This is a genomic window from Variovorax sp. KBW07, from assembly GCF_003852515.1.
In the GTDB taxonomy this organism is placed as follows: Bacteria; Pseudomonadota; Gammaproteobacteria; order Burkholderiales; family Burkholderiaceae_C; genus Variovorax.
In genome coordinates this window covers 13,019-29,790 of the sequence record NZ_QAJK01000076.1, presented here as the reverse complement: position 1 = coordinate 29,790, position 16,772 = coordinate 13,019, and the positions used below count along the sequence as shown (strand labels likewise).

General features: G+C 66.2%; 18 protein-coding genes and 1 tRNA gene. 5 read left to right on the top strand and 14 right to left on the bottom strand.

Going from position 1 to position 16,772, the window contains the following annotated elements; genetic code table 11:
• Position 1 precedes the first annotated feature (1 nt).
• From DBV14_RS16710 to DBV14_RS16660, 11 genes are all read right to left on the bottom strand, one after another.
• Complete coding sequence (locus DBV14_RS16710; protein WP_124460282.1) at positions 2-904, bottom strand: branched-chain amino acid ABC transporter permease; 903 nt, start codon at positions 902-904, stop codon at positions 2-4.
• 10 nt (positions 905-914) lie between these two features.
• A complete protein-coding gene (locus DBV14_RS16705; protein WP_124460281.1) occupies positions 915-2,117 on the bottom strand; it encodes an ABC transporter substrate-binding protein in 1,203 nt (400 codons plus the stop codon).
• Positions 2,118-2,180: 63 nt separating this feature from the next.
• Positions 2,181-2,873, bottom strand: coding sequence for an ABC transporter ATP-binding protein (locus DBV14_RS16700; RefSeq protein WP_124460339.1), 693 nt, complete (start codon positions 2,871-2,873; stop codon positions 2,181-2,183).
• 61 nt (positions 2,874-2,934) lie between these two features.
• On the bottom strand, positions 2,935-3,693 hold the full coding sequence (locus DBV14_RS16695) for an ABC transporter ATP-binding protein (RefSeq protein ID WP_124460280.1): 759 nt from the start codon (positions 3,691-3,693) through the stop codon (positions 2,935-2,937).
• Positions 3,694-3,732: 39 nt separating this feature from the next.
• Positions 3,733-4,647, bottom strand: a complete 915-nt coding sequence (locus DBV14_RS16690; protein WP_124460279.1) for a dihydrodipicolinate synthase family protein — start codon at positions 4,645-4,647, stop codon at positions 3,733-3,735.
• Between the two features lie 295 nt (positions 4,648-4,942).
• Positions 4,943-5,614 (bottom strand): hypothetical protein, encoded by a 672-nt coding sequence (locus DBV14_RS16685; RefSeq protein WP_124460278.1) that lies wholly within the window; start codon positions 5,612-5,614, stop codon positions 4,943-4,945.
• Between the two features lie 85 nt (positions 5,615-5,699).
• Positions 5,700-5,789: transfer RNA gene (locus DBV14_RS16680), tRNA-Ser, on the bottom strand.
• 57 nt (positions 5,790-5,846) lie between these two features.
• Entirely contained in the window at positions 5,847-7,178 is a 1,332-nt protein-coding gene (gene serS, locus DBV14_RS16675; RefSeq protein ID WP_124460277.1) for a serine--tRNA ligase, read from the bottom strand.
• Between the two features lie 52 nt (positions 7,179-7,230).
• Entirely contained in the window at positions 7,231-8,187 is a 957-nt protein-coding gene (locus DBV14_RS16670; protein WP_185546035.1) for a threonine/serine dehydratase, read from the bottom strand.
• A gap of 5 nt (positions 8,188-8,192) precedes the next feature.
• Positions 8,193-9,161 (bottom strand): 4-hydroxy-3-methylbut-2-enyl diphosphate reductase, encoded by a 969-nt coding sequence (gene ispH, locus DBV14_RS16665; protein WP_124460275.1) that lies wholly within the window; start codon positions 9,159-9,161, stop codon positions 8,193-8,195.
• A gap of 82 nt (positions 9,162-9,243) precedes the next feature.
• On the bottom strand, positions 9,244-9,687 hold the full coding sequence (locus tag DBV14_RS16660; protein WP_124460274.1) for a peptidylprolyl isomerase: 444 nt from the start codon (positions 9,685-9,687) through the stop codon (positions 9,244-9,246).
• Between the two features lie 107 nt (positions 9,688-9,794).
• Between DBV14_RS16660 and radC the strand changes: the two genes are divergently transcribed.
• Entirely contained in the window at positions 9,795-10,472 is a 678-nt protein-coding gene (radC, locus tag DBV14_RS16655; RefSeq protein WP_124460273.1) for a DNA repair protein RadC, read from the top strand.
• Positions 10,472-11,137 carry a Smr/MutS family protein gene (locus DBV14_RS16650; protein WP_124460272.1) on the top strand — a complete coding sequence of 222 codons (666 nt, stop codon included), beginning with the start codon at positions 10,472-10,474 and terminating at the stop codon, positions 11,135-11,137. Before radC ends, DBV14_RS16650 begins: the two co-directional genes overlap by 1 nt.
• Positions 11,138-11,266: 129 nt before the next feature.
• On the opposite strand, the gene DBV14_RS16645 is transcribed toward DBV14_RS16650, so the two are convergent.
• From DBV14_RS16645 to fabV, 3 genes are read right to left on the bottom strand one after another with little or no spacing between them, the layout of a single operon-like run.
• A complete protein-coding gene (locus DBV14_RS16645) occupies positions 11,267-12,490 on the bottom strand; it encodes an NAD(P)/FAD-dependent oxidoreductase (RefSeq protein WP_124460271.1) in 1,224 nt (407 codons plus the stop codon).
• A gap of 37 nt (positions 12,491-12,527) precedes the next feature.
• Positions 12,528-12,947: a group II truncated hemoglobin gene (locus DBV14_RS16640; protein WP_124460270.1), complete on the bottom strand. Its 420-nt coding sequence runs from the start codon at positions 12,945-12,947 to the stop codon at positions 12,528-12,530.
• Between the two features lie 27 nt (positions 12,948-12,974).
• On the bottom strand, positions 12,975-14,171 hold the full coding sequence (fabV, locus tag DBV14_RS16635) for an enoyl-ACP reductase FabV (protein WP_124460269.1): 1,197 nt from the start codon (positions 14,169-14,171) through the stop codon (positions 12,975-12,977).
• Here fabV and DBV14_RS16630 point away from each other — a divergent pair.
• From DBV14_RS16630 to DBV14_RS16620, 3 genes are all read left to right on the top strand, one after another.
• Positions 14,170-14,961 (top strand): hypothetical protein, encoded by a 792-nt coding sequence (locus tag DBV14_RS16630; protein ID WP_124460268.1) that lies wholly within the window; start codon positions 14,170-14,172, stop codon positions 14,959-14,961. The genes fabV and DBV14_RS16630 overlap by 2 nt on opposite strands.
• Positions 14,962-15,072: 111 nt before the next feature.
• Entirely contained in the window at positions 15,073-15,900 is an 828-nt protein-coding gene (locus DBV14_RS16625) for an ABC transporter substrate-binding protein (RefSeq protein ID WP_124460267.1), read from the top strand.
• Positions 15,901-16,068: 168 nt separating this feature from the next.
• Positions 16,069-16,764 carry an amino acid ABC transporter permease gene (locus DBV14_RS16620; protein ID WP_124460266.1) on the top strand — a complete coding sequence of 232 codons (696 nt, stop codon included), beginning with the start codon at positions 16,069-16,071 and terminating at the stop codon, positions 16,762-16,764.
• The last annotated feature ends 8 nt before the right edge of the window (positions 16,765-16,772 follow it).

The window sequence follows — 16,772 nt, the reverse complement described above, 5'->3', positions numbered from 1 at the left end:
TTTATTTCTCCTTGCCGAACAGGCCAGCGGGACGGGTCAGCAGGACGATGGCCATGATCACGAAGACCACCACGGTCGAGGCTTCGGGATAGAACACCTTGGTCAGGCCTTCGAGAATGCCCAGCGCGAGCCCGCTGGCCACGGCACCCGCAATGGAGCCAAGCCCGCCGATCACGACCACCGCGAAGACGATGTTGAGCAGGTTGGCGCCCATCAGCGGGTTGACCTGCATGATGGGCGTGGCCATGACGCCGGCCAGCCCCGCCAGCCCCACGCCGAAGCCGTAGGTGAGCGTGATCATCAACGGGATGTTCACGCCGAACGCCTGCAGCAGCTTGGGGTTTTCGGTGCCCGCGCGCAGCAGCGCACCGAGCTTGGTCTTCTCGAAGAGATACCAGGTCACCAGGCAGATCAGGATGGCCGCGACGACCACGAAGGCCCGGTAGATGGGCAGGAACATGAAGCCCAGGTCGACACCGCCCTGCAGCAGCGGCGGCGGGTCGTAGCTCACGCCCGAGATGCCGTAGAAATGCCGGAACACGCCTTCGAGCACCAGCGCCACGCCGAAGGTCAGCAGCAGCCCGTAGAGATGGTCCAGGTGGTAGAGGCGCTTGAGCAGCGTCTTCTCAAGCAGCACGCCCAGCCCGCCGACGATGACGGGCGCCAGCAGCAGCGCCACCCAGAAGTTGACCTGGAACGTGGGGCCGAGCAGCAGCGGCAGCTGCGTGAACCCGATCCACGCCAGGAACGCCGCCACCATGAACTGCGCGCCGTGCGCGAAGTTGATGATGTTGAGCAGCCCGAAGATGATGGCCAGGCCCATGCTCAGCATGGCGTAGAAGCAGCCGTTGATCAGGCCGACCAGCAGCTGGGCCGCCAGGGCCTGCATCGAGATATCGAACATGGTGCGGGTGTTACTTGCCGTTCTGGCCGATCTGGCAGGCGGGGTTCAGCGGCGGGTACACGTCGGCCCCCTTCAGCACTGACTTGACCTTGTAGTAGTCCCACGGCGCCTTCGACTCGGCCGGCGTCTTGACCTGCAGCAGCAGCATGTCGTGCACCAGCGCGCCGTCTTCGCGCAGCTTGCCGTTGCGGATCACCGCGTCGTCGATGGTCATCTTGCGCAGCTGCGCCATGACGGCCTTGGCCTCGTCGGTGCCCGCGGCCTGGATGGCCTTCAGGTAGTTGAGCGTGGCCGAGTACACGCCGGCCTGCGCGGCGGTGGGCATGCGCTTCTGCTTGTCGAAGAACTTCTTCGACCAGGCGCGCGAGCGGTCGTCGAAGTCCCAGTAGAAGGCTTCGCTCAGGTACATGCCCTGCGCTTTCTCGAGGCCGATGCTGTGCACGTCGGAGATGTAGGTGAGCAGCGGTGCCACCACCTGCTTGCGCGTGATGCCGTATTCGTTGGCCTGCTTGATGGCATTGACCGTGTCGTTGCCCGCGTTGGCGAGCGCGATCACGTCGGCCTTCGAGGCTTGCGCCTTCAGCAGGAACGAAGAAAAGTCGTTGCCCGGAAACGGATGCCGCGAGCTGCCGACCACGGTGCCGCCGTCGGCCTTGATGACGTCGGTGGCGTCTTTTTCAAGCGAGTGGCCGAAGGTGTAGTCGGCGGTAATGAAGTACCAGCTCTTCTTGCCGTCCTTGACCAGCGCGCGCGCCGTGCCGGCCGCCAGCGCGTAGGTGTTGGTGGTCCACTGCGCCGTGAGCGGCGTGCACTTCTCGCCGAGGATCGCGGTGGCCAGGCCGGAAGACGGCATGACGATGCGGTTCTTCTGCTTGGCAATTTCCATCACGGCCAGCGCGGTCGATGCGGTGGGAAAGTCCGTGACCATGTCGACCTTGCCCTGGTCGAACCAGCCGCGCGCCAGGTTGGCGGCCACGTCGGGCTTGTTCTGGTGGTCGGCAAAGACCAGCTCGACCGGCTTGCCCAGTACCTTGCCGCCCATCTCTTCGATGGCCATCCGCGCCGCCGTGACGGAGCCCTGGCCCGCGAGGTCGGAGTAGATGCCCGACAGGTCGTTGAGCACGCCGATCTTGACGACGTCGTCGCTCACCTGCGCATGGGCCGCGAGTGCCGCGCCGGTCATCAGGCACGCGGAAAGTTTCTTGAAATGCATGAAAGGCTCCAGGGTTAAAGGCGGGAAGACAAGGTGTGGAAAAGGCGGAGAAACGGGTCGGGCTCAGATGCCGAGCAATTCGTTGAGGCGGTCCTGCTTGGCCTCGACTTCGTTGCGCTCGATCACCTCGACCACCTGGCCGTGCTCGATGACGTAGTGGCGGTCCGCCAGGTGCTTGGCGAAGCGGAAGTTCTGCTCGACAAGCACCATCGTGAAACCGCGCGCCTTGAGCTCGCGGATCACCTGGCCGAGCTTCTGCACGATCACTGGTGCCAGCCCCTCGGTGATTTCATCGAGCAGCAGCAGGTTGGCGCCGGTGCGCAGGATGCGGGCCATGGCAAGCATCTGCTGCTCGCCGCCCGAGAGCCGCGTGCCCGGGCTCGAGGCGCGCTCCTTGAGGTTGGGAAACATGCCGTAGATCTGCTCGAGCGACATGCCCGCGTTGCCGACCTTGGGCAACAGCAGCAGGTTTTCTTCGGCCGTGAGCGATGCGTAGATGCCCCGCTCTTCCGGGCAGTAGCCCAGGCCCAGCCGCGCGATGCGATGCGGCGGCATGCCGATGGTCTCGGTGCCCGCCACCTGGATCGAGCCGGTGCGCTTGCCGACCAGCCCGAGGATGGCGCGCAATGTTGACGTGCGGCCCGCGCCGTTGCGGCCCAGCAGCGTGATGCACTCGCCGGCCTTCACGTCGAGGTCGATGCCTTGCAGCACATGCGACTCGCCGTACCAGGCGTTGAGGTTGCGGATGGTCAGCATGGCCGAGGCCGGCTTTCTATTGGCGTTGACGTTGGCGTTGACGTTGGCGTTGACGTGCGCGTCATTCATGCTCTTCGGTTCCCATGTAGGCTTCGCGCACGGCCGGATCGACCGAGACCACGGGGTACGGGCCTTCGGCCAGCACCTCGCCGCGCTGCAGCACGGTGATCGTGTCGCTGATGTCCGCGACCACCTTCATGTTGTGCTCGACCATCAGCACCGTGCGATCGGCCGAGACCTTCTTGATCAGGTCCTTGATGCGGTCGACGTCTTCATGGCCCATGCCCTGCGTGGGTTCGTCGAGCAAGAGCAGCTCGGGGTCCAGTGCCAGCGTGGTGGCAATTTCAAGCGTGCGCTTGCGGCCGTACGGAAGGTCGCGGGCCAGCGACGTTGCGAAGCGCGGCAGGCCGACCTGCTCCAGCAGTGCCATTGCGGGCGCATCGAGCTTGCGCATGGCCGACACCGATTGCCAGAAGCGGTAGTCGACACCGAGCTTGCGCTGCAGCGCGATCTTCACGTTCTCCAGCACCGAGAGTTCGGGAAACACCGCCGAGATCTGGAACGAACGCACCACGCCGCGCCGTGCGATCTGCGCGGGTTTCTCGCGCGTGATGTCCGCGCCGTTGAACAGGATGTGTCCGCTGGTCGGGATGTGAAACTTGGTCAGCAGGTTGAAGACCGTGGTCTTGCCAGCGCCGTTCGGCCCGATCAGCGCATGAATCGATCCGCGCCGCACGCGCAGGTCGACGTTGCGCACGGCGAGGAAGCCGCGAAACTCCTTGGTGAGCCCCTGCGTCTCGAGAATGATGTCCGTGTCCATGCGATGGGTTCCGCGCAAACTGCTCGGTGCGTCGGCGCGTCAGGCGACCGACTGGTACTGGGCGGGACGCGCAGCCAGCGCCTTCTTCACGACCGCTTCGACAAAGGCACGCTCCTCGCCGACCAGCGGCAGGCGCGGGCGGCGCATGTGCTCGGAGCCCACGCCCACCAGTGCGTCGATGAGCTTGAGGTTCTGCACCAGCTTGGTCGACACATCCAGGTGCAGCATCGGCGTCATCCACTGGTACAGCTTCAGCGCCTCGGCAAACTTGCCGGCCTTCATGAGGTCGTACAGCGCCACGGTCTCGCGCGGGAACGCGCAGCCGACGCCGGCCAGCAGGCCATCGCAGCCCAGCGCCAGGCCTTCATAGGCCAGGTCGTCCACGCCCAGGAACAGCTGGTAGCGGTCACCCACGGTGTTGCGCAGGTCGGTGATGCGGCGGATGTTGTCCGTGCTCTCCTTGATGGCCGCGATCCACTCGCAGTCGGCCAGCTCGACCATGTGCTCGGGCTTCAGGTCCACGCGGTAGGCCACCGGGTTGTTGTAGACCATGATGGGTTGCTGGGCCGCGTTGGCGATGGTGCGCACGTTGAGCATGGCTTCGCGCGCATCGGCCACGTAGATCACAGAGGGCATCACCATGAAGCCGGCCACGCCCAGTTTGTTGGCGCCGTCTACATAACGCAGTGCTTCGCGGGTGCTCGTTTCCGACACGTTGGCCAGCACCGGAATGCGGCCATCGGCGGCTTCCAGCGCGATCTTGGCAACGGTCAATTTCTCTTCGAGCGTCAGCGTGCTGGCTTCGCCCAGCGAGCCGCAGGTGACCAGGCCGTGGATGCCGTTGCGGATCTGGAAGTCGATGTGGCGGGCGGTGCCTTCGGCGTCGATGCTTTCGTCGGCGTGGAACTTGGTGGTGATGGCGGGAAAGATGCCTTGCCAGCGGGGATTGCTCACGGTGAATGCTCCTGGTGTGGATGAAGGTCGGTGCGTGAGGAAGCGGGCTCCCTCGAATCACTAATATATTAGAAAGATATCTAAAATATCTTATCGGTGTATTTAGCAGGTTGCATGCCAGCCGATTTGTGTTTATGTGGGGGCTGGAACGGGCGCTTGGTGGGCGAAGTGCCCCGGGATGGCGCGGGTGGGCACCGTGCTGAGGCGCAGGGAGTCCGCGTCGCGAATGGACACGGAAAGGCACACGCGATGCGTGCGCCATGGCGGCTGCCCGGATGAGGGCAAGGCTCGCCGGCTACTCTGTCGGATAGACGCTGATGAGGAGCCCGGCTGCCGTGCTGGCCAGGCCCGAAACGGTTCGATTCCCGACCGTTCGCGTGACGGATTCCATCGGTGTCTGGTCGAGCCGGCCCACGGCCTCGGCCATCACGACGGTGATTGCATCCCCGAGCGCCTGCGTGGTCGCGCCTTTCGTCACGGCACGCGCACTCACGAACAACACGGCATAGGCAAAGTCGGTATTTGCCTCGCGCCCGAGTTCGACTGCGAAGTGCAGGCTCAGCACTCTGCCGGTCTGCTTGCTGACACCGCCGATGATAGAAATGCCATCCAGCTTGCGGTTGAAGACGTTCTCGTTACTGCCGGATTCCACTTCCAGCTCAGCCAGCCGCCAGTTCTTGTCGAGCAAATCGATCAGGGTGTTGAACCGTTGGCGGAACTCTTCGGGCGTGACGCCGAGATCGGTTTCGGCAGCGCGCTGCCTGTCTTGCACGACAGCAGCCCGAGGGGCGGCTGCGGCGGGTGCTTGCGCGATCTGCGGGCCGTCGCTGGCTCGCGCCTGGGGAACCAGCGCAATGCCAAGGCCGATGCCCAGCAGGGGCCAAAGAATCGCCCTCGCCAGGAAATGCTGGCGCGAGGAAAGAGGGCTGAACCGCGAGCAGCATTCGCGAGAGGCAAATCTTTTCATCGGTGTCCAGCCTATATCTGTCGCGCGTGGGCGCTTGTACCCAGGTTGGAACAGGCAAAAAAATAGCCCCTTGCGGGGCCATTCTTGGAGGAGAGGGAGGGATTCGAACCCTCGGTACTATCGCTAGTACGCCTGATTTCGAGTCAGGTACATTCGACCACTCTGCCACCTCTCCGGTGCTGTCGAGCCTTCGATTATAGCCGAGGAAATTCGACTTTTTGAAGTCCCGGCCTCAACCGCGCAACACTTCTGCGCCGCCGATGTATGGCCGCAACGCCGTGGGCACGTTGATCGAGCCGTCTTCGTTCTGGTGGTTTTCCAGCACCGCGACCAGCGCGCGCCCCACCGCCAGGCCGGAACCATTGAGGGTGTGGACCAGTTCGTTCTTGCCCTGCGCGTTCTTGAAACGGGCCTGCAGGCGGCGCGCCTGGAAGGCTTCGCAGTTCGAGACGGAGCTGATCTCGCGGTAGGTGTTCTGCGCCGGCAGCCACACTTCCAGGTCGTAGGTCTTGGTCGAGGTAAAGCCCATGTCGCCGGTGCACAGCAGCACCACGCGGTACGGCAGCTCCAGCGCCTGCAGCACGGCTTCGGCGTGGCCGGTCATCTGCTCGAGCGCGTCGTAGCTCTTCTCGGGGTGAACGATCTGCACCATCTCGACCTTGTCGAACTGGTGCTGGCGGATCATGCCGCGCGTGTCGCGCCCTGCGCTGCCGGCCTCGGAGCGGAAGCACGGCGTGTGGGCCGTGAGCTTGATCGGCAGTTGCGACTCGGCCACCACTTCGTCGCGCACGAAGTTGGTCAGCGGCACTTCGCTGGTGGGAATGAGGTACAGCGCCGAATGGTCGGGCGCGGGCTCGCCGTCCTGGCCGCCCTTTTTCGCGGCGAACAGGTCGCCTTCGAACTTGGGCAACTGGCCGGTGCCGTTGAGGGTGGCGGCGTTGACGATGTAGGGCACGTAGCACTCGGCATAGCCGTGCTTCTCGGTCTGCGTGTCGAGCATGAACTGCGCAAGCGCGCGGTGCAGGCGGGCGATGGGGCCCTTCATGACGGTGAAGCGCGAGCCCGAGAGCTTGGCGCCCATCTCGAAGTCGAGGCCCAGCGGCGCGCCCAGATCGACGTGATCCTTGGCGGCAAAAGCCAGCGGCTTGGCGTCGGCACCGGCGCCGCCTTGCGGAGCCCAGCGGCGCATTTCGACGTTGCCGGTTTCGTCTTCGCCGAGCGGCACGCTGGTGTGCGGCAGGTTGGGCACGGCCAGCAGCAGCGCGTGCAGTTCGGGCTGGATTTCTTCCAGGCGCTTGGACTGCGACTCCTGCTCGGCCTTGAGCGCGTTGACTTCGGCCATGAGCGCGTCGGTCGATTCGCCCTTGGCCTTGAGCGGGCCGATCTGCTTGTTCAGCGTGTTGCGGCGCGCCTGGATTTCCTCGGTGCGGGTTTGCAGCGTCTTGCGCTCGGCTTCGAGCGCGCTGAACGCCGACACATCGAGGTAAGGCTGGTTCTTCTTGCGTTTTTCGAGGCCGGCCACAGCGGAGGCCAGGTCTTTGCGGAGCAGGGTGATGTCGAGCATCCGCCGATTTTAGGTGGGGCGCGGCATCGGCCGCCCCACCCTGCCCGCAGTATCAGGCGACAGTGGCCGGATCGACGTTCGCGCCGCAGATGATCAGGCAGACCTTTTCGCCTTCGCGCGGCACATAGGCGCCGGTCTGCAGCGCCGCCAGCGGCAGTGCGGCGGCGGGCTCGACGGCGAGCTTCATTTCTTTCCACATCCACTGCTGCGCGGCGCGGATCGACTCGTCGGACAGCAGCAGCGCGTCTTGCACCTGCTGCTGTGTGATTTCCCAGGCAATGGCGCCGATGCGGCGCGCACCGAGCGAATCGGCGGCAATGCCGCTCACGTCGACGTCGACCGGCTCGCCGGCCTCGCGGGCGCGGAACAGCGTGGGCGACTTCTCGGGTTCGAGCGCGACCACGCGGGCGCGCTTCTCGAACCAGCCGGCCAGGCCGCCGATGAGGCCACCGCCGCCCACGCTGACCAGCACGGAGTCGGGCAGGCCGCCCTGCGTTTCGATCTCGTGGCCCAGCGTGCCGGCACCGGCCACCACTTCGGGCTGGTCGTAGGCGTGGGTCAGCAGCGCGCCGGTTTCTTTCTGGCGCGTCAGGCAGGCGGCCAGCGCGTCGGGGTACAGCTCGCCGACCACGACCACTTCGGCACCCAGCGCCCGCAGGCGCGCGCGCTTGACTTCGGGCGACACGCCGGGCAGAAACACCTGGCAGCGCACGCCCAGCGCCTTGGCGGCGGCGGCGGTGGCAATGCCTGCATTGCCGCCGGAGGCCACGACCACGCCGCTTTCGGGAATGTCGTTGGCCAGCAGCCGGTTCATCATGCCGCGCGCCTTGAAGCTGCCGCTGACCTGCATGTGCTCGAGCTTGAGCCAGACTTCGGCGCCGGGCACCGCGACGCCGAAAGCGGCGGCGGGCAGCTTCCACAGCGGGGTTTCGCGCAAGAAATTGCCGGAGCGCTCACGCAGCCTGCGGGCGGCGCTATCTATTTCAGAGCGCCAATTGGTGATGTTCATGGTATTCAAGAGATATGCCCAGGGGGCGGAATGTCGTCGAGCTTGAGGCCCTTGGGGAGCGGAAACTTGATGGTTTCCTCGATGCCGTCCATCTTGCGGACCGACACCGCGCCGAACGCGCGCACGCGGTCGATCACCTCGCGCACCAGCACTTCGGGGGCCGATGCGCCGGCGGTGAGGCCGATGCGGGTCTTGCCATCGAACCACTCGGGCTTGAGCTCGTCGGCCGAATCGACCATGTAGCTCTCGGTGCCCAGGCGCTGAGCCAGTTCGCGCAGCCGGTTGCTGTTGGAACTGGTGGGGCTGCCGACCACGATCACCAGGTCGACCTGGGGGCTCATGATCTTCACCGCGTCCTGGCGGTTCTGCGTGGCGTAGCAGATGTCCTGCTGCTTGGGCTCGCGCACGTTGGGAAAGCGCGCGCGCACGGCCGCGGCGATCTCGGCCGCGTCGTCGACGCTGAGCGTGGTCTGGGTGACCACCGCGAGCTTGTCGGTCTGCAAGGGCGAGACCGTGGCCACGTCGGCCACGTCTTCCACCAGGTGGATGCCGCTGGACAGCTGGCCCATGGTGCCCTCGACCTCGGGGTGCCCCTTGTGGCCGATCATGATGAACTCGAAGCCTTCCTTGGCGAGCTTGGCCACCTCGACGTGCACCTTGGTCACCAGCGGGCAGGTGGCGTCGAAGATCTCGAAGCCGCGGTCGCGCGCCTCCTGCTCCACCGCCTTGCTCACGCCGTGCGCACTGAACACCAGCGTGGCGCCGGGCGGCACGTCGGACAGTTCCTCGATGAAGATCGCGCCCTTGGCCTTGAGCTCGTTCACCACGTAGGTGTTGTGCACGATCTCGTGGCGCACGTAGATCGGCGCGCCGAACTTGGCGATGGCGCGCTCGACGATCTCGATGGCACGGTCGACCCCGGCGCAGAAGCCGCGCGGTTCGGCGAGCAGGACTTCGGAGATGTCGGGGTTCATGGTGCCTCCTGCCGGGCCGCCCCAAAGGAGGCACGCCCCCCCTCGGGGGGCAGCGATACGCGAAGCGATGAGCGTGGGGGCGTCATAGAACCCCGATCAGCTTCACTTCGAAGGTCACGGGTTGGCCGGCCAGCGGGTGGTTGAAGTCGAAGCGCACGGCGGTGTCGCTCGACTCGACCACCGCGCCCGCGTAGCTGCCCGTGCCGTCGGGCGTGGGGAACTGCACGACGTCGCCGGTGGCGTACTTTTCGTCGGGGTCGCCCATCTGCGCGAGCAGCTTCCTGGCCACCCATTGCTGCATGTCGGGGTTGCGCTCGCCGAAAGCCTCGCCGGCGGGCAGCTCGAAGGTGGCATGCGTGCCCTCTTCCAGGCCCAGCAGGCGCTGCTCCATGGCAGGCGAAAGCTCGCCGGTGCCGAGCGACAGGGTCGCGGGCTTGTCGGCGAAAGTGTTGATGATGTCGCCCGCCGGACCGGCCAGCCGGTAGTGCAGGGTCAGGAAGGAGCCGGAAGTCACAACATGGGACATGGAGGCATCAGAGGTGGGCAAAGACAAGGTGGGTGTCCCGATAAACTGGCCCTCATTTTAAGGATCGGGGCTTCGACCCGCGTCCTCCAAGGTTTCAGCAGGGTTTCATGGCATTCAAGGATCTCCCAATCGACGCCCGCCCGCGCGAAAAGCTCATCGCCCGGGGCGCCGCCGCGCTGGCCGACGCCGAGCTGCTGGCACTGCTGCTGCGCACCGGCGTGGCGGGCATGAACGTGCTGCAACTTGCGCAGCAGTTGCTCGAGCGCTTCGGCGGCCTTTCGGGCCTGCTGCACACCCGCGCCGACGACCTCAAGGCCGTCAAGGGCATGGGCGGCGATGCCAAGCGCTCCCAGCTGATCGCGGTGCTCGAACTGGCGCGCCGCGCCATGGGCGAAAAGCTCAAGGCCCGCACGGTGTTCGATTCGCCCGATGCGGTCAAGCAGTACCTGCAACTGCACATCGGCTCACGCCCGCACGAGGTGTTCGCGGTGCTGTTCCTCGACGTGCAGCACCGCCTGATCTCGCTCGAAGAACTGTTTCGCGGCACGCTGACGCAAACCAGCGTCTACCCGCGCGAAGTGGTCACGCGGGCCATTCACCACCAGGCCGCGGCCGTGGTGCTGGCGCACAACCACCCGAGCGGCAGCATCGAGCCCTCGCGCGCCGACGAATCGCTCACGCAGACGCTGCGGGCCGCGCTGGCGCTGGTCGACGTGCGCGTGCTCGACCACATCATCGTGAGCCCGGGACAAAGCTTCTCGATGGCCGAAAAAGGATTGCTCTGATGGCCTCGCGCCCCTCCTCGCCGAAAACGCTGAAGAACCTCGCCGACCTCAAGCAGGTGCAGCGCGTGATTGCCGAAACCCGCGAGCGCGAAGCCGCCGAGGCCGCCGCCAGGGCCACCGCCGAGCGCAGGCGCGCCGCCGAAAAAGACCTGTTCACCCGTGCCATCGGCGCCACCGAACCGCTGCGCCGCAAGGCCACCGTGCCGCTCACGCCCGAGCCCCCGGCGCCGATTCCGGTGCAGCACCAGCTCGACGAGCAGCGCGTGCTGCGCGAATCGCTGTCCGACGAGTTCGACGTGACCACCCTGCTCGACGTCGACGACGCCATGAGCTTTCGGCGCCCCGGCATCGGCACCGACGTGACGGCGCGGCTGCGCAAGGGCGACTGGTCGATCCAGGCCCAGGTCGATCTGCACGGCCTGCGCAGCGACGAGGCGCGCGAGGCGCTCGGCGGCTTCATCCGCACGTCTCACAAGCAGGGCCTGCGCTGCGTGCGCGTGGTGCACGGCAAGGGCCTGGGCTCGCCGGGCAAGCAGCCCGTGCTCAAGACCAAGACGCAGCGCTGGCTGATCCAGAAGAACGAGGTGATTGCGTTCGTGCAGGCCAAGCCGGCCGAAGGCGGGGCGGGTGCGCTGGTGGTGTTGCTCGCGCCCGTGCGGCGCTGAGTTTTTCTCCCTCTCCCTTTGGGGGAAGATTGGGATGGGGGCAGGCCTTCGGACAAGCGCCGTGCATGCGATGAGGCCGTCGTGCCCCCACCCCAGCCCTCCCCCGGGAGGGGAGGGAGCAATACGGCGCTAGGCCAGGTGGTTCTTCAGCGGAATCGCCGCATCCGCAATCGCCGCGGCATCCGGGCTGCGCCCGGCCTCCAGCAGCTTGCGGCTCATCATGTGATCGACCGGCGCATTGACCGATTCCACGCACACCAGCTGCCCATCGACATAGTGGAACAGCGAGAACGCCTCGGGCTTGGGACCCGGGCGGCGCACGCTGGTCAGGCCCAGGGTGCCTTCGGCCGGCATCAGGCCGACCATCTGCAAACGCATGCTGCCCTGGTCGGACCAGAACCACGCCACCGCATCGTGCGCGCGCGCCGCGCCGGTCAGGGTGGCCACGGCCGTGCGGGCCTGGTCGTTGGCGTTCTGCACCGATTCGAGCCGCAGCGAGCGGCCCGCGCGGCGATCGGGAAAGCGGGTGCAATCTCCCACCGCGAGCACGTCGGCCGCGCTGGTCTGCATGTGGCCATCGACCACGATGCCGTCCGCGCATTCGATGCCGGCGGCCTGCGCCAGCGCCGTCTCGGGCACCGCGCCGATGCCGAGCAGCAGCAGGTCCACCGGCTGCTTCGCGCCGTTGACTTCGATCGACACCAGCCGGTCGCCGTCCACCTCGAAGGCACCGGTCTTCGCACCCAGCACGATGTCGATGCCGGCCGCGCGGTGCGTGGCCAGCACGTGCGCCGAGAGTTCGGGCGACACGGCGCGGCCCAGCAGGCGCGGTGCGCTTTCGAGCACCTGCACCGACTTGCCGAGCGCCTTGGCGGTGGCCGCCACTTCGAGCCCGATGAAACCGCCGCCCAGCACCGTGACCCGTTCAGCCCCGGCAAGCCGCTCGCGCAGGCGATGCGCCTCGTCGGCGGCGCGCAGGCTGGCCACGTTCTCGAGCCCCGGCTTCAGGTCGACCATCTGCCGCGCGCGCGTGCCGGTGGCCAGCACGAGGCGCTCCCACGGCAAGACAGCGCCCGAGCGCAGCGTGACGGTGCGCGCCTCGCGGTCGATGGCCGTGGCCGCGTCGCCCAGATGCAGCGTGATGCCGGCTTCGCGGTACCAGTCGGCGACCTTGTGCGGCTGCGTCGTTTCCTCGGCGCTCCTCAGGAAGGCCTTGGACAGCGGCGGCCGGTGGTAGGGCTCGCAGGCCTCCTCGCAGACCAGGTGCACGCGCGCGCCCTGCCCGGCTTCGGCAAGCCCGGCGCAGAGCTGGGCGGCGGCGTGGCCGCCGCCGATGATGACGATGGAATTCATGGTGAAGAACAGTCTTTCGGAGTCGTGATTCGGGCGGTCATTCGCCGCGGTTGCGCATCCAGTCGGCGGTCTGGAAAAAAGATCCGCGCAGGCGCTCGCGCAGGGCATCGGGCACGCCGGTCTCGCCCATCGCCTGGTCCATGCAGGCCAGCCACTGGTCGCGCTCCTTGATGCCGATGGTGTGGCCGCCGATGGCCTGCGGCAGGTGGCGCGCACGCAGCATCGGGTGGCCGAAGCGGTCGGTGTAGTGCTGCGGGCCGCCCAGCCAGCCGCACAGGAACCAGAACAGGCGCTGGCGTGCGTTGTCGAGGCTGGTGCCGTGCACGGCACGCAGTTGCGCGTAGGCCGGCTCGAGGTCCATCAGGTCGTAGAAGCGCTCGACCAGCGCCTCTACCTTGGGTTCGCCGCCGATCCACTCGAAGGGGGTTCCGGCTGGCGGTTTTTCTTGAATCTGCATGCCCGGGAGTATCCCTCCACGGGCTTCCTAGACCTGGATGAGGCCCGGAATTCCCACATCGGGGTTCACGTCGGCCTCGTAGTCCACGCCCTCGACGGCGAAGCCGAAGAGCCGCAAAAACTCGGTCTTGTAGCCCGCGAAATCGGTCAGTTCGTACAGGTTCTCGTTGGTCACCTGCGGCCACAGTTCCTGCACGCGGGCCTGCACCTGCGGCGCCAGTTCCTTGTAGTCGGCGCGCAGGCGGCCTTCGTCGTCGACGTGCGGCGCGGCGCCATACAGGCTCTCGGCATAGAGGCCGTGCACCTGCTCGATGCAGCCCTCGTGCGTGCCCTGCGCCTTCATCACCTTGAACAGCAGCGACAGGTACAGCGGCATCATCGGAATGGCCGAGCTGGCCTGCGTGACCACCGCCTTCAGCACCGACACGCGCGCGTCGCCGCCCTTCGCGGCCAGCGTCTCGCGGATGCCCAGCACCTTCTGGTCGAGGTCTTTCTTGGCCGCGCCAATGGAGCCGTTCCAGTAGATGTCGTGCGTGATCTGCTCGCCCAGGTAGGTGAAGGCCGTGGTCTTTGCGCCATCGGCCAGCACGCCCGCGGCTTGCAACGCGTCGATCCACATCTGCCAGTCTTCGCCGCCCATCACGGCCACGGTGTTGTCGATCTCTTCCTGCGTGGCCGGCTGCAGCACCGACTCCTTCACGACCTCGTTGTCTGTGTCCAGGCCGCGCAGGTTGACCGCCTTGCCAATGGGCTTGAGCGTGGAGTTGAAGACCTGGCCGGTCTTGGGGTGCGTGCGGCGCGGCGCCGCCAGGCTGTAGACCACCAGGTCGACCTGCCCGAGGTCGGCCCGGATCGTGTCGATGGTCTGCTGCTTCACCGCGTCGGAAAAGCCGTCGCCATTGATGCTCTTCGCGTAGCGCCCTTCGGCCGTGGCGGCGCAATGGAAGGCGGCCGTGTTGTACCAGCCGGGCGATGCGGGCTTGGTCTCGCTGCCGGCGCGCTCGAAGAACACGCCCAGCGTGTCGGCGCCGCAACCGAAGGCCGCGGTGATGCGCGCGGCCAGGCCGTAGCCGGTCGATGCGCCGATCACCAGCACCCGCTTCGGGCCGCCGGCGATGGGCGCCTGTGCCTTGACGTAGTCGATCTGTTGCTTAACGTTGGCTTCGCAACCCGTGGGGTGGGTCGTAATGCAGATGAAGCCGCGCACACGCGGTTTGATGATCATGGAAAGCTCGCTGAAAGAGGAACCGCGAAAACGACGGAAGCGCGTTTTTCGCGCCGCGAATTTACCCCAGCCCGGCAGAGAAACCTTCAGCATCCCCAAAGGCAGAATGCATCCGCGCGGCGCGCCAAGACGGCGAAATGACTATCTGGATCTGTTCGCAAAAGGAGGCAAGACCATGGGAAGCTATTCGGAGTTGTACTTTTCTGAGGCCAAGTCACCTCCGGGGCGCGGGGAGCTTTCGGAAAGCTCTCCCTATCTGCTCTCCAAGTACCACGTGCCGCTGTTCTGGCTCGCCATGTTCGATGGCGAAGACATCGCCGACCGCAGGGAGTCGGAGGAATCGGACGATGTCTGGCCCTACCTCGCCAAGAAGAGAACGCAGGCCATCGCCATGCTCGACACGCGGCGCCCGCGGCTGATCTCGCATTTCCCAGGCATTGACCCGGTCTGGCTGAACCAGTTCGCCTCGATGCTGGTACGGACGCCCTTTGAGTACGTCCACCTAGACACCAGCCAGATCGGCGGCATGGTGGGCACAGGCCCCGAATGGCGGCAATCGCTCGAGACCATGCTGGGCATCTTCGAAGTCGAACCGCCGCCGCCTGCCGGGCAGCGTTCATTCCTTGGCAAGCTTTTTCGCACGGCCAACGAGCCACCGCCTCCGCCAAGCTGGCGCCTGTTCAACGCCAACTTCGGCGCCTCCTACACCGGCACACGCGGTGCCGAGCCCTGGCCGTATTGCGGGAGCAGCGGCACGGATAAGCTGATGCCGTGGGAGCCGCAGCAATGAGCCGTGCGCCGCTCATAGCCGCACGCACATGTCGATATATGAATTGACCATTTAATGATCTGAAGTTTTATTGATAAGGTGCCGCTCTTGCTTTCCCAGAAGGAGAAGAACATGCGCTTGAACCTGATTGCCGCGGCCGTTGCCGCCTCCACCCTTTTGCTCGGCACGGTGGCCCATGCCGACCAGTTGGCCGACATCAAGAAGAAGGGCGAACTGGTGGTCGGCGTGCTCGGCACCGACGAGCCCGCCACCTTCATCGATCCCAAGACGCGCCAGATCGTCGGCTACGAAGTCGACCTGGCCAACGCCATCGCCAAGAAGATCGGCGTGAAGACCACGCTCAAGCAGATCGCCGTGGCCGCGCGCATTCCCGAGCTGCAGCAGGGCCACGTCGACCTGGTGGCTGCCGGCCTCACGCACAACAAGGAGCGCGAGGCGCAGATCGACTTCTCGCTGACCACTTTCGTGACCGGCCAGAAGGCCATCGTGAAGAAGGACAGCGGCATCACCGACGTGCCGCAACTCGGCGGCAAGAAGGTGCTGACCATCCGCGGCGGCACGCAGGAGCCGAACATCCGCAAGGCCGTGCCCACGGCCGAGGTCGTGACCTTCGACACGAGCCAGCAAGCCTTCCAGGCCCTGCAGCAGGGCAAGGGCGTGGGCTACGTGGACGACGAGGCCGCGCTGCTGCGCAGCTATGCCAAGCTCGGCCCGCAGAAGGCGCAGTACGTGGTGCTCAAGCAGAACCTGAGCACCGAGTCGCTGGCCATCGGCATCAAGAAGGGCGAGACCGCGTTGAAGGCCGTGGTGGACGACACGTTGCGCGAGCTCGAGAAGTCGGGCGAAGCACAGAAGATCTTCATCAAGTGGTACGGCCCGAACACGGCGTCGGGCTTCCAGACGCGCGACTTCAAGCTCGAGACCGACAAGATCGACTGAGCCCCCGCGTTTGTGTTTCTCCTTCCCCTTCCGGGGGAAGGCCGGGATGGGGGCTGACGGCTTTTGCACAGCCCGCGGCGTATCGATCGCCGTCGTGCCCCCACCCCAACCCTCCCCCAGCGGGGGAGGGAGAAGATTCCCCTCGCGACGGTGATACTGTCGCCCCCCATGCCCCTGTTCGACTATTCCTTGCTGCTCACCGGCAAGTACCACGACATGCTTGTCGCGGGCCTGCTGCTTTCGCTGCAGCTGCTCGCGGCCGCGCTGGTGCTGGCGCTGCCCATCGCGCTGGTGGTGGCGCTGCTGCGGCTCTCGCCGTTCGCGCCACTGCGCTGGCTCGGCTTTGCGTACGTCGAGTCGATCCGCAACATCCCGCTGCTGGCGCACATGCTGTTCTGGTATTTCGGCGCACCCGAGCTGCTGCCCGAGGGCATCAAGCAGTGGCTGTATGCGGGCCACATCGAGGCCTTCAGCGCGGTGATTGCGCTGGCGCTGTATACGGCCGCCTTCATGGCGGAAGACATCCGCAGCGGCATCCGCGCCATTCCCACGGTGCAGTTCGAGGCCGGGCGTGCGATGGGCTTCAGCTACCTGGCCACCATGCGCCGCGTGGTGCTGCCGCAGGCACTGCGCGTGACCATTCCACCGCTCATCTCGCAGACGCTGAGCCTGTGGAAGAACACCTCCATCGCCACCGTGATCGGCGTGGCCGAGCTGATGTACCAGGCCGGCCAGGTAGAGAGCGCGACCTTCCGCAGCTTCGAGTCGTTCGCGTTCGCGAGCGCGGCCTACCTCACGGTGTCGCTGGCCATCACCGGGCTGGCCACCTGGTACCAGCACCGGTTCCCGGTGCGGACCATCTGACGGGGCGG